Here is a 12210-nt window from a genome sequence, read left to right as displayed (position 1 = left end):
AGCAGAAGGCGTACGGCACGCATGGCGCCAGGGTACCGCACGGGGCCGGAACGGAGCGGGGCGCAACCGAGGGGCGGACACCGGGCGCACGGCCGGACGGCGCGCCGCGAGGCGAGCAGGGCGATCATGGCCTCCGACGTGCGCGGTTCCGTCCGCCGCCGCGCCTCGGCCGTGATGGCGGGCGGATGACGAAGAGGCGGGCCACCCGATCCGGGTGGCCCGCCTCTTCACTGTGGAGCTAAGGAGAATTGAACTCCTGACCTCCTGCATGCCATGCAGGCGCTCTACCAACTGAGCTATAGCCCCTTGCTGTCCGCCGCGCCGGTTTCCCTTGGCGACATCGAGAACATTACACGGTCCCCCCGGTGCTTCACCAAATCGTTTGCGCTTCGCACCGCTATGCCCGAATTGATCCTCGCTCCGGCGCAAGCCGTCGCAGGTCAGACGGTTGTGGAGGACCGGTCAGGCGGTCGCGAAGGAGTAGAAGCGCTTGAGGGTGCAGTGCTCCTCCAGGAGCCGGCCGTAGATCGGCTCCCCCTCCAGTTCCCGGTAGGTCTCGATGGGGTCGCCCTTTATGATCAGCGCCCGCGCGCATTCCTCGCACCAGTACTGGTACTCCGCGTTGACCGGATCCATGTCCCTGACAATGGGCGTACCGCTGCCGCACCAGTCACACTTACGCCTGTGCGCACCCATCAGTCAGCTCCAGCAGTGGCCGCAGGCCGTGCACACGTAGGAGACCCCTCCGTTGTCGCCCAGAACCTGGGCCACGTGGGACGAACCACAGGACGGACAGCCGAGACGGGATCGATCGTCGGACGTGGGAGAGCCGGGGAGCAGAGCGGCGACAAGCGGCAGGTCGGGGACGCGTTCGCGACTCGCAGGCATCGCGTTCCCTCCCGATCGGTCCGTCGCCCCCTCCGGCGGTCCGATTCTGCCATGACCCCGCAAGGGGGTCAGCCCGCTCGACGCCCCGACCACCCGCCGAGCGCAGACCGCCCCGCCTCCGCGACGTGTCCGCAACGCAGACGATCCCGCCCCCTGACGGGGACGGGATCGTGATTGTGGAGCTAAGGAGAATTGAACTCCTGACCTCCTGCATGCCATGCAGGCGCTCTACCAACTGAGCTATAGCCCCGCTGTCCGCTGTGTTTCCCTGCGTTTCCGCGCTGCGAACAAGAAGAACTTTAGCCTGTGCCCAGCCGGAAAGTGAAATCCGGCCGGGGCCGCCCCCGAACGGCCGGGGAACGAGGGCTAGTCGTCGTCGCCGAGCACCGGCTCCGGCAGGGTGCCGGCGTTGTGCTCCAGCAGCCGCCAGCCGCGCGCGCCCTCTCCGAGGACGGACCAGCAGCAGTTGGAGAGCCCGCCGAAGCCTTCCCAGTGGCGCGCCTCCAGGCCCAGCAGCCGGCCGATCGTCGTCCTGATCGTGCCGCCGTGGCTGACGACGACGAGCGTGCCGTTCGCGGGGAGCTTCTCGGCGTGCGCGAGGACGACCGGGGCGGCCCGGTCGGCGACCTCGGTCTCCAGCTCGCCGCCGCCGCGGCGCACGGGCTCGCCGCGCTTCCACGCCGCGTACTGCTCGCCGTAGCGCTCGATGATCTCCTCGTGCGTCAACCCCTGCCAGGCGCCGGCGTACGTCTCACGGAGCGCGGCGTCATGGGCGACGGGGAGGCCGCTGACGGCGGCCAGCTCGGCGGCCGTGGCCGCCGCCCGCCGCAGGTCGGAGGCCACGATGGCGTCCGGCTTCAGCGAGGCGAGCAGGCGGGCGGCCCGGCGGGCCTGACCGACGCCGGTCTCGGTCAGCTCGATGTCCGTGGAGCCCTGGAAGCGGCGCTCCAGGTTCCACGGTGTCTGACCGTGCCGCCAGAGGACGATTCTGCGGCCCCTGCCGCTGCTGCTGCCGTTCAGCTCTGGTCACCTTCCGTGCCGCCGTGGAGCTGCGCGTGCTCCTCGGCCTTGCCGCGGGTCTTGATCGCGTCCTCGGGGAGGGCGATCTCGGGGCAGTCCTTCCACAGGCGCTCCAGCGCGTAGAAGACGCGCTCCTCGCTGTGCTGGACGTGGACGACGATGTCGACGTAGTCGAGGAGGATCCAGCGGGCGTCGCGGTCGCCCTCGCGGCGCACCGGCTTGGCGCCGAGCTCCTTCTGGAGCCGCTCCTCGATCTCGTCGACGATCGACTTGACCTGGCGGTCGTTGGGGGCCGAGGCCAGCAGGAAGGCATCGGTGATCGACAGCACATCGCTGACGTCGTAGGCGATGATGTCGTGCGCGAGCCGGTCGGCGGCCGCCTGGGCGGCGGCGTTGATGAGCTCGATGGAGCGGTCAGTGGCGGTCACATGCAGGCTTTCGTCGGTGGTCGGTTTGCAACCTCCAGGGTCTCACGGACCACCGACAGCGCCTCACTGCGTTTCACCGGCCGGCGCCGCCGCGCCGGCCGGTGGCCTCCGGTCCGCCTACTCGGCCGTGTAGTCCCGGCCGAGGACGGCGGACACGTCGGCGTTGGCGGCCGGCTCGCCCTTCCTCACGGCGTCGTCGGCCAGGCCCAGCGTCCTGGCCACGCCGACGGCCTTCTCCTTGTCCTCCGCGGACCGGTAGAGCACGACGGACGCCGCTTCGGTCCCGCCGCCCTTCGCGCCGCTCACGTAGGCGTAGCCGCCGTTGACGAGCCGCACCCTGGCCGCTTCCGCGGCGGCGGCGTCGCCCGTGGCGTTGCGGACGGCCACGCGGAGGGGCGCGCCCGCCTCGGGGGCCTTCACCGTGCCGCCGAGGACGTCCGCGACGACACTGCGGGTGGCCTCCTCGGTGAGGGTCCCGTCCTCCTGGACCGGCAGCAGGGTCGTCGTGTAGTCGCCGATCTTGGCGCGCGAGGCCAGGGTGGCGAGCGAGGCGCCGAGGTCCTTCTCGGGCAGCGACGGGTCGAGCACCTGCGTCAGCGTCTCCACGGTGACGGTCGCCGCTTTCGGGTCCTCGGAGATCTTGCGCAGCGTGGCCCGCATGACCTCGCCGAACCGCGTCAACTGCTCGGCCTCGGGCTCGCCCGGTGCGCGGTACGTGGCGTACGCGACGGCCATCGGTCCGCTCAGGGTCTGCTTCTCCCCCTCGGCCACCAGCGGCGGCTCGCCCTTCTTGGCGGCGGGCACCTCGGTGTCGGTGTCGACCTCGATGCTGCCGACCTGCTCGACGAGGATCTCCAGGTAGGGGGTGTCCAGCCGCCAGGTGCCGGTGATCCGGGTGCCGAGGAGGGCGTCGATCGCCTCCCGCGTGCCGGTCCTGCCGTCGTCCTCGACGGACTTGCCGAGCGTGGTGGTGGTTCCGTCGTCGGAGGCGACGGCGAGGGAGTTGGGCAGCAGGACGGTGGTGCCGCGCTTGGTGGTGGCGTTGTCGACGAGCAGGGCCGTCGAGGTCCCGCCCTTCTTCGTGTCGTGCAGGTGCACCACGATCATGTCCCGCTGCTGCACGCCGCCGGCGACGGCCTTCTTCTCGTCCCCGCCGGAGAGGCCGGGCAGCTTGTCGGCGGCCCAGAGGTAGCCGGCTCCGCCGACGACCACGAGGACGGCGGCGACGATCAGGGCGACCATCCGGTTGCGGCCCTTGCGGCGGGCCTCCTCGCGCCGCTCGCTGCGGCTCTCGGTGAACTTCAGCCAGTCGATGACGTCTTCGGAGTCCTCGTCGGGCTCCTCGATGAACGAGAACTGCTCGGTGCGGTAGTCGGGGGCGGCCTCGCGCTGTCCCGGAACGGTCGGCTCCGCCGCTTCGGCGGGGGCCTCCTGCCGTACGGCCGCGTGCTGGGCGGCGGTCCCGTGCCGGGCCTCCTGGTACTGGGGGGCGGGGAAGGACTGCTGGTGGGGCGCCTGTTCCGGGGCGGGGGCCTCGGCCTGCCGGGGGACGTTCCCGTACTGGCCGGTGTCGACCGGGGCGTGCTGCTGCCCGGCGGCGTAGCCGTAGTCGGCGGACGGGCCGTGGTCGGCGGCGGGGGCGTACCCGTATCCCTGGTCGAGGCCGTGGGCCTGCTGGCCGGGGTCCGGTCGGGGGCCGCCCGGATACTGACCGGCGTACGGGTCGTACTGCTGGGGCTGGGGCTGCGCGGGGTTGCCGTACGCGTCGTACCCGTACCCCGCGTCGGGGGCCGGAGGGTCCTGGCTCTGCCCCTGCCCGGCGGCGTAGGGGTCGTAGTGCTGCCCCTGCTGGTCGTACTGCGGCTGCCCCTGCTGCTCGTACACCGGCTGCCCGTAGGCGTCGTAGCCGATGATCCGCGGCTCCTGGTAGTACGGGTCGTACGGGTTCTGTCGGTCGTTCACCGGTGCCCCTCTCCGTGGCTCAGTCGCCGCGGTACAACTGGCGCTTGTCGATGTAGCGGACCACGCCGTCCGGCACCAGGTACCAGACCGGCTCCCCCTGCGCGACCCTCTCACGGCAGTCCGTGGACGAGATCGCCAGCGCGGGCACCTCCACGAGGGAGACGCCGCCCTCGGGCAGCCCGTCGTCCGTGAGCACGTGGCCCGGTCGGGTGACACCGATGAAGTGGGAGAGGGAGAACAGCTCCTCCGCGTCCCGCCAGGTGAGGATCTGGGCCAGAGCGTCCGCACCCGTGATGAAGAAGAGGTCCGCGTCGCCGTGGACCTCGCGCAGGTCCCTGAGCGTGTCGATGGTGTACGTCGGTCCGCCCCGGTCGATGTCGCTGCGGCTGACGGAGAACTGCGGGTTGGACGCGGTGGCGATGACCGTCATCAGATAGCGGTCCTCGGCGCGGGAGACCTTCTTGTGGCTCTTCTGCCAGGGCTGCCCGGTGGGGACGAAGACGACCTCGTCGAGATGGAACTGGGCGGCCACTTCACTGGCCGCCACCAGGTGTCCATGGTGGATCGGGTCGAATGTCCCGCCCATGACGCCGAGTCGGCGTTTGCCGGGGCCGGTAGGCACTTCCTGCTCTCCCATGCGTGCAGAGCCTACTGGCACCGCTGTACGCCTTTGACTCAGCGGTCGCGGTTGAAGCGGGTGGTGACCCACAGGAGGAACAGCAGCGCGAAGAGGGCTCCGCCGCCGGTCAGGTAGGGGTTGAGACTTTCGTGGTTGCCGCCCTCGCCGCCCCCGGAGGCGAGAGTGACCATCTGGTGGGCGGTGCTCGTGAGGCTCATCTTCGGCAGGACCTATCGATCGAGAATCGGAAGGAAGACGTCGGGCACATCGTATGCGGGTCCTCCGGGCACGCTCACGCCGACTCAGTCGTTGTCGTCGTCGTCGCGGTATCCGCGCAGCAGGAACCAGGCGAGCACCACCGCTCCCAGGATCGAGGCGAGCAGCACGATCCGGAGGGTGTTCCCCGGCCCCTGCTCCGGGGACGCGGCGGCGAGCAGTACGGCGGTGTGCGGCATTTCGGGCGCTCCTCAGGGTTATCCACAGCCCCCCGCACACCGTAGCGCCAGCACATACGCTGGCTTCCGTCCGGGGGACGAGCGACGTCTCGTACGAACAGGGGGCCCATCCATGACCGAGAACAGCAGTCACGAGAACGTGCCGAACAGGCGGCGCAGGCGATTCGCCGGGATCTCCTCCCGGACCTATGAGCACCCCGCCGACCGCTCGGCCCTGGTGGCCCTGCGCAGGCTGACGGGGTTCGACACCGTGTTCAAGGCCCTCAGCGGGCTGCTTCCGGAGCGCAGCCTTCGGCTGCTCTTCCTCTCCGACTCCGTCCGGGTGAGCGAAGCCCAGTTCGCCCACCTCGACGACATGCTGCGGGACGCCTGCCACATCCTGGACCTGGAGAAGGTCCCGCCGATGTACGTCAAGCAGGACCCGCAGCCCAACGCCATGTGCATCGGGCTCGACGAGCCCATCATCGTGGTCACCACGGGCCTGGTGGAGCTGCTCGACGAGGAGGAGATGCGGGCGGTGGTGGGCCACGAGGTGGGCCACGCGCTCTCCGGCCACGCGGTGTACCGGACGATACTGCTGTTCCTGACCAACCTGGCGGTGAAGGTCGCCTGGATCCCGCTGGGCAACGTGGCGGTCATGGCGATAGTGACGGCGCTGCGCGAGTGGTTCCGCAAGTCGGAGCTGTCCGCGGACCGGGCCGGGCTGCTGGTGGGTCAGGACGTCCACGCCTCCCTGCGCGGGCTGATGAAGATCGCCGGTGGCAACCACCTCCACGAGATGAACGTGGACGCCTTCCTCGCCCAGGCGGACGAGTACGAGAAGGGCGGCGATCTCCGCGACTCCGTCCTCAAGATCCTCAACGTGCTGCCCCGCACGCATCCGTTCACCACGGTGCGGGCCGCCGAGCTGAAGAAGTGGTCGGAGACCCGCGACTTCCAGCGGATCATGGACGGCCACTACCCGCGGCGCGACGAGGACGGGGACGCCTCGGTGACGGACTCGTTCCGGGAGTCCGCCTCGCACTACGCCGACACGGTGCGCACCAGCAAGGACCCGCTGATGAAGCTGGTCGGCGACATCGCCGGGGGCGCCGGGGACCTGGGCGGCAAGCTCCGGGACAGGTTCACCGGGAGCGCGAGGGGCGGGGCGCCGGAGGGCAATTCCGCTACGGGCCGGGGCGCGGGGGCCGACCGGCCTCGGGACCCGGAGGAGGGGGGCTCGGGGGCGTCGGGGAGCTGACCGCCGCCAGGGTCCCGCACAGCGCCGCCGCGGGCCGGCCGGTCGCGTACGGGTCGGTGGCGGCGGGCCCGCGGTCGTCCGCCCGCTCCCCGGCGAGGAGGGGTCGCAGCGTCCCGGCCGCGTCGGCCGAGCAGGACTGCGGTCCGGCCTGCACGTAGGCGGTGCGCAGCTCCAGCCGGTGCAGCCGCAGGTCCTCGCGGTCGAAGCGGAAGCGCAGCTCGCGCCGCACGGTGAACAGGGAGGCCCCGTCCTCCCGGCGGGGTCCGCCCGCGGGGCGCAGGGCGTAGGTGAACGAGTGGTCGGAGACGACCCCCAGGACGCCCGCTCCCTCCTCCTCGTACGCGAGGGTGCCCTGGACCCGGACCTGCGGGTCCGCCGGTTCGACCTGGCGGGGGTCGAAGCGCACCAGCCAGCCGGTGGCGGCGTGCTGCCCGTCGTCGGCGGGGGCGCTGAGGCTCCGTCGGAACTGGTCCCGCTGGTCCGGGTCGATGAGGCGTTCGACGGGCCTGCGCACGCGGCCGTAGAGGACGTCGGGGTTGAGGGCGGATTCCACCAGGTAGTCCCTGACCGTGGTGAGGGCGGCGGTGATCTGGCTGTCGGAGAAATTCCGTGTGCGCCGCACGGAGGGGAAGTTGATGCCTTCCGCGCCGGTCCGGAATCCGGCGACCGGGTCGGCGGCGTAGAGCCGCTCGGGTGATCCGCCCGCGACGGCGCCGCCGGGGGCGAGGGGGACGACGGTGGTCCGCAGGGGTTCGGCCCGCCTGGCGGCGGGCTGCGGATACGGGCTCTGGAAGCCTATGTAGACGGCCAGGGTGAAGGCGAGGGCGGTCAGGACGATCAGCGCCAGGGCGGTGCGGGAGCCGTTGCCGCCGCGGACGGAGACCACCACCGGCTCAGGCAGCGCGCGCACCGCGGGGGCGTGCTCGCCCATCCGTTCTCGGGCGGAGAACTCCTGGGTCCGGGCGGCCCGGACGAACGATTCGTCGAAGACGAGGGAGCCGAATTCGTCCTCGCCGCCCGCGGGGTTCTCGAGCGGGCCGTCCGGCGGTTCTGAGCGGCCTGTCATGACTTCTCTCCCGATCTCCACACCGGCCGGTCCGGTGCGCCACGGTCTGCTTCGGCCGAGCGGCGTCCGGCAGCGAGAAGCCCCCCTGGGAACGAGGGGTCACATCATCAGGGTAGGTCGATCGCCGGGGGCGTAAACGCGGAAACGGACGGCAACTCCCGGTGGGGCACGGGGCGAACGGGTGACGGGAGGGACGGGAGAGGGGGCAGCGCACGACCGTGGCACGCGGGGATGGAGGGACGACCGGAGGCAGTGACCGGTCCGCGTGAGCGGGGGCTTGGGCCCGACCGGATTCCGAGCGGCCGGACTACGGCGGACGGGTGCTCCCACCCCCGCCGGGCCCTGTTCCCTCGCCCCACCGGGCCTGGTGCCTCGCCCCACCGGGCCACGGCTCCTCGCTCCGCCGGCCCTGGCGCCTCGCCCTGCCGGGCTTGGCACCTCGTCCCGCCGGGCTTGGCACCTCGTCCCGCCGGGCTTGGCATCTCGTCCCGCCCGCCCATGGTGCCTCGCCTGCGGATCAGCGGGATCAGGGGCGCTCAGGGGGTCGGCGCTCGGGAGGTGCGCGGCTCACGGGCCGGGGCCCGGAAGGCCGCGGTTCATGGGGTGCGCGGCTCGGCGGGGGCGGTTGCGGGCTGGTCGGCGCCGCTGGTGGCCGGGGGCGGCACGCGGTCCTGGCGGTTGGCCGAGGCTCCCCGGTAGACCGCGCTGAACGCGAGAGCGACCATGCCGACGCCCATCACCAGGGCCAGCAGCCAGGCGACCGGCCGGTGCCAGCGGGCGGCGTTCCGGTGGGGTCGCCGGGGGCCCCACCGGCGACCGTCGGCGTCCGGCCCGTCGTCCTCGTGGCCGCCGTCCGGGTCGTAGTCGAGGTCCTGGGGATCGCGGTGGGGGCGGGGACGGCCGTGCTCGTCGGGGAAGTCCTCGTCCGCGGGGCGGCGGCTCCGGCGCGCACGGGCCGCGTCGGCCTCGGCGCGCGCTTCGGCGGCGGCGAGCAGGCGTTCCACGGCGGTCGGCTCGTGCACGGCCGCCGCCCGGACGAAGTCCTCGTCGAACACCACGGCGGCGAAGTCCTTCTCCGCGCCCCCGCGGTCGTCGTCGGGCTCCCCGCCGTCCGGGAACGGCTCGCCCCCCACGTCGTCCGGCACGGCTTCAGCCTAGCCGCGCGGGGGCCGTTTGGGCAGGGACTCCGCACGCCGCCCCCGGACGGAGCCGGTGGGCGGCGGCCTCAGCGGACGTGACCGTCGCCGGTGACGATGTACTTCGTCGAGGTCAGCTCCGGCAGGCCCATCGGGCCGCGGGCGTGGAGCTTCTGCGTGGAGATGCCGATCTCGGCCCCGAAACCGAACTGACCGCCGTCCGTGAAACGCGTGGAGGCGTTGACGGCGACCGTGGTCGAGTCGACCAGTTGGGTGAACCGGCGGGCGGCGGCCTGCGAGGTGGTGACGATCGCCTCGGTGTGGCCGGAGGACCAGAGCCGGATGTGGGCCACCGCGGCGTCCAGGGAGTCCACGACCGCCGCCGCGATGTCGTACGAGAGGTACTCGGTCTCCCAGTCCTCCGTCGTCGCGGCGACCACGGTGGCCTTGGAGCCCTCGGCGCGGGCGAGGACGTGCTCGTCTCCGTGGACGGTGACCCCGGCCTCGGCCAGCGCGTCCAGGGCGAGCGGCAGGAAGGCGTCGGCGACGTCCTTGTGGACGAGCAGGGTCTCGGCCGCGTTGCAGACGCTGGGGCGCTGGGCCTTGGAGTTGACGAGGATGTCGACCGCCATGGCGAGGTCCGTCTGCGCGTCCACGTACACATGGCAGTTGCCGGTGCCGGTCTCGATGACCGGGACGGTGGACTCCTCGACGACCGTGCGGATCAGCGAGGCCCCGCCGCGCGGGATGAGGACGTCGACCAGGCCGCGGGCGCGCATCAGTTCGCGTACGGAGTCGCGGCTCTCGCCGGGGACCAGTTGCACCGCGTCGGCCGGGAGGCCGGAGCCGCCGACCGCGTCGCGCAGGACCCGGACGAGCGCGGTGTTGGAGGCGTAGGCGGAGGAGGAGCCGCGCAGCAGCACCGCGTTGCCGGACTTCAGGCAGAGGGCGGCCGCGTCGACGGTGACGTTGGGGCGGGCCTCGTAGATGATGCCGACCACGCCGAGGGGGACCCGCACCTGGCGCAGGTCGATGCCGTTGGGGAGCGTCGAGCCGCGCACCACCTCGCCGACCGGGTCGGGCAGCGCGGCGACGTGCCGGACGTCGGCGGCGATGGCGCGGACGCGTTCGGGGGTGAGGGTGAGTCGGTCGACGACGCCTTCGCCCGTCCCGGCCGCGCGGGCCCGCTCGACGTCCTGGGCGTTGGCCTCGACGATCTCGCTCGTGCGCACTTCGAGGGCGTCGGCGATCGCCAGCAGGGCGTCGTCCTTGGCCGAGCGGGGAAGCGGCGCGAGATCGGCGGCGGCGGCGCGGGCCCGGTAGGCGGTCTGCGCGACCGGGGAGAGGTTGTCGTAGGGCGAGAGCGTGGTCATGCCCGCAGAGTAGTGCGCGCTCCGCGGGCATCCGACGGACATCCCGTGATGCGAGACGGCCTCGCAGCCGGTGGTGCGGGACGGCCGGCCCGGGGGCCGGGCGCGTCCTGGGGCGTCAGTACGGGTGCACCCCCACGGGGGCGGCGGGCGGCGGCCCGTACCCCTCGGCGACGCGCAGGTGGTAGGTCTCGCGGTCGATGACTTCGAGGCCGACGATCTCCCAGGGCGGGAGTCGGGCGGTGGAGCGGTGCTCGCCCCACAGCCGCAGGGCGACGGCGGCCGCGTCGTGGAGGTCGCGGGCCTCCTCCCAGTAGCGGATCTCCGCGTGGTCGGTGGCGTAGCGGCTGGTCAGCAGGAAGGGGTGGTCGTGTGCCAACTGCTCCAGCCCCCGCCGCACCTCGCCCAGCGGCGTCTCGGCGCCGGAGACGCTGAGGGTGATGTGCCAGAGCTTCGACTGCGGGGGCTTCGCCTCCGCCGTCGTGACCGGCTCCTGCACGGTGGCGTCCGCCGGCGGCGGATTCCGTTCGAAATCCGCTCCCGCCCCGACGCTCGTCAGGGCTCGGCTGCCCGTGCCTCGGGGCGACGCCCCCGGGCGCGCTCGTCTCACCGGCGGCCTCCTGTGGTCTGGTGCTGTGCGTGAACCCCTGCTCCCCCACAACAAATTGGACCAGTCCACAGCCGGGCGTGGGGCGGTTTTGGTAAAGGTCCCTGCCCGGTGGCGGTACTTTCCTCCGCTTCAGGGGGCGAGGCGTGGCGCGAGGACGACGAGATCGTCCCTGTGTACGACTTCGCGCTCGTAGGCGGGCCCCAGCTCACGGGCCAGGTCGCGGGTGGAACGGCCGAGGAGTTGGGGGATCTCCTTCGCGTCGAAGGTGACCAGGCCGCGGGCGACCGGCACGCCGCGCTGGTCGCGCAGCTCGACCGGGTCGCCGGCGCTGAACTCGCCCTCCACGGCGGAGATGCCGGCGGGCAGCAGCGAGGCGCGCCGCTCGACCACGGCCCGTACGGCGCCGTCGTCGAGGACGAGCGCGCCCTGCGGGGTGGAGGCGTGGGCCAGCCAGAGCAGGCGGTCGGCGGAGCGGCGGCCGGTGCGGTGGAAGTACGTGCCGGTGTCGCGGCCGGCGAGGGCGTCGGCGGCCCGGCCGGCGGAGGTGAGGACGACGGGGACGCCGGCGGCGGTGGCGATACGGGCGGCCTCGACCTTGGTGACCATCCCGCCGGTGCCCACGCCCGCCTTCCCGGCGCTGCCGATGGTGACGCCCGCGAGGTCGTCGGCTCCGGCGACCTCGGCGATCCGGGAGGCGCCGGGGGTGCCGGGCGGGCCGTCGTAGAGGCCGTCCACGTCGGAGAGGAGGACCAGCAGGTCGGCGTGGACGAGGTGGGCGACGAGGGCGGCGAGCCGGTCGTTGTCGCCGAAGCGGATCTCGTCGGTGGCGACTGTGTCGTTCTCGTTGACGACGGGGACCGCGCCCATCTGGAGGAGTTGGTCCAGCGTGCGGTAGGCGTTGCGGTAGTGGCCGCGGCGGCTGGTGTCGTCGGCGGTGAGGAGCACCTGGCCGACGCGGACGCCGTAGCGGGCGAAGGAGGCGGTGTAGCGGGCCACGAGGAGGCCCTGGCCGACGCTGGCGGCGGCCTGCTGGCGGGCCAGGTCCCTGGGCCTGCGGACGAGGCCGAGCGGGGCGAGCCCGGCGGCGATGGCTCCGCTGGAGACGAGGACGACCTCGCGTTCGCCGCCGTCCCTGACCTTGGCCAGGACGTCGACGAGGGCGTCGACCCGGTCGGCGTCGAGGCCGCCGGAGGCCGTGGTGAGCGAGGAGGAGCCGACCTTGACGACGACCCTGCGGGCTTCGGTGACTCCGGGCCGGTGCTCCGGCGGCCTGTGCTCTGCCACGTGCTTCCTCGCTCTGCTTCGCCCCGGCGGTTCGGTGGGGGCCGGCGGCCTCGGCCGCCGCCGTGCGCGGCGCGCCGCACCCGCTCCCCGGCTCGTCACAGTACGCGAGCGGCCGCCTCCGCCGCCCGCCCG

General features: G+C 72.7%; 14 protein-coding genes and 2 tRNA genes. 1 reads left to right on the top strand and 15 read right to left on the bottom strand.

Going from position 1 to position 12210, the window contains the following annotated elements; genetic code table 11:
• Positions 1-233 precede the first annotated feature (233 nt).
• The 10 genes from ACZ6EJ_RS21265 to ACZ6EJ_RS21220 form a co-directional block, all read right to left on the bottom strand.
• Positions 234-306: transfer RNA gene (locus ACZ6EJ_RS21265), tRNA-Ala, on the bottom strand.
• Between the two features lie 156 nt (positions 307-462).
• The gene (locus ACZ6EJ_RS21260; RefSeq protein ID WP_003969224.1) at positions 463-696 is read right to left on the bottom strand and encodes a hypothetical protein; all 234 of its coding nucleotides are present in this window, start codon (positions 694-696) and stop codon (positions 463-465) included.
• Positions 697-699: 3 nt separating this feature from the next.
• Positions 700-888, bottom strand: coding sequence for a hypothetical protein (locus ACZ6EJ_RS21255; protein ID WP_469269129.1), 189 nt, complete (start codon positions 886-888; stop codon positions 700-702).
• Positions 889-1065: 177 nt separating this feature from the next.
• Positions 1066-1138, bottom strand: a tRNA-Ala gene (locus tag ACZ6EJ_RS21250).
• Between the two features lie 116 nt (positions 1139-1254).
• Positions 1255-1908, bottom strand: a complete 654-nt coding sequence (locus ACZ6EJ_RS21245) for a histidine phosphatase family protein (RefSeq protein ID WP_469269147.1) — start codon at positions 1906-1908, stop codon at positions 1255-1257.
• Entirely contained in the window at positions 1905-2336 is a 432-nt protein-coding gene (gene rsfS / locus ACZ6EJ_RS21240) for a ribosome silencing factor (RefSeq protein WP_469269127.1), read from the bottom strand. The genes ACZ6EJ_RS21245 and rsfS overlap by 4 nt, the downstream gene beginning before the upstream one ends.
• A gap of 117 nt (positions 2337-2453) precedes the next feature.
• Entirely contained in the window at positions 2454-4298 is a 1845-nt protein-coding gene (locus tag ACZ6EJ_RS21235) for an LCP family protein (RefSeq protein WP_469269125.1), read from the bottom strand.
• 19 nt (positions 4299-4317) lie between these two features.
• Positions 4318-4935, bottom strand: coding sequence for a nicotinate-nucleotide adenylyltransferase (gene nadD / locus ACZ6EJ_RS21230; RefSeq protein ID WP_469269124.1), 618 nt, complete (start codon positions 4933-4935; stop codon positions 4318-4320).
• A gap of 38 nt (positions 4936-4973) precedes the next feature.
• Positions 4974-5135, bottom strand: coding sequence for a hypothetical protein (locus tag ACZ6EJ_RS21225; protein WP_469269123.1), 162 nt, complete (start codon positions 5133-5135; stop codon positions 4974-4976).
• 84 nt (positions 5136-5219) lie between these two features.
• Positions 5220-5372 carry a hypothetical protein gene (locus tag ACZ6EJ_RS21220; RefSeq protein WP_469269121.1) on the bottom strand — a complete coding sequence of 51 codons (153 nt, stop codon included), beginning with the start codon at positions 5370-5372 and terminating at the stop codon, positions 5220-5222.
• 112 nt (positions 5373-5484) lie between these two features.
• Here ACZ6EJ_RS21220 and ACZ6EJ_RS21215 point away from each other — a divergent pair, with 112 nt between their 5' ends.
• On the top strand, positions 5485-6612 hold the full coding sequence (locus ACZ6EJ_RS21215) for a M48 family metallopeptidase (RefSeq protein WP_469269119.1): 1128 nt from the start codon (positions 5485-5487) through the stop codon (positions 6610-6612).
• Here ACZ6EJ_RS21215 and ACZ6EJ_RS21210 read toward each other — a convergent pair.
• From ACZ6EJ_RS21210 to proB, 5 genes are all read right to left on the bottom strand, one after another.
• Positions 6539-7678: an SCO2583 family membrane protein gene (locus ACZ6EJ_RS21210; RefSeq protein ID WP_469269118.1), complete on the bottom strand. Its 1140-nt coding sequence runs from the start codon at positions 7676-7678 to the stop codon at positions 6539-6541. The genes ACZ6EJ_RS21215 and ACZ6EJ_RS21210 overlap by 74 nt on opposite strands.
• A 596-nt stretch (positions 7679-8274) precedes the next feature.
• Positions 8275-8823 carry an SCO2584 family spore wall biosynthesis protein gene (locus tag ACZ6EJ_RS21205; protein WP_469269117.1) on the bottom strand — a complete coding sequence of 183 codons (549 nt, stop codon included), beginning with the start codon at positions 8821-8823 and terminating at the stop codon, positions 8275-8277.
• A gap of 80 nt (positions 8824-8903) precedes the next feature.
• The gene (locus ACZ6EJ_RS21200) at positions 8904-10187 is read right to left on the bottom strand and encodes a glutamate-5-semialdehyde dehydrogenase (protein WP_469269115.1); all 1284 of its coding nucleotides are present in this window, start codon (positions 10185-10187) and stop codon (positions 8904-8906) included.
• A gap of 115 nt (positions 10188-10302) precedes the next feature.
• The gene (locus tag ACZ6EJ_RS21195) at positions 10303-10794 is read right to left on the bottom strand and encodes a hypothetical protein (RefSeq protein ID WP_469269114.1); all 492 of its coding nucleotides are present in this window, start codon (positions 10792-10794) and stop codon (positions 10303-10305) included.
• 129 nt (positions 10795-10923) lie between these two features.
• The gene (proB, locus tag ACZ6EJ_RS21190) at positions 10924-12078 is read right to left on the bottom strand and encodes a glutamate 5-kinase (RefSeq protein WP_469269112.1); all 1155 of its coding nucleotides are present in this window, start codon (positions 12076-12078) and stop codon (positions 10924-10926) included.
• Between the last annotated feature and the right edge of the window lie 132 nt (positions 12079-12210).

The organism is Streptomyces sp. NPDC041970 (assembly GCF_055588985.1).
Note: the sequence above shows the minus strand (reverse complement) of the source record. Positions and strands in the feature narration are given on the sequence as shown.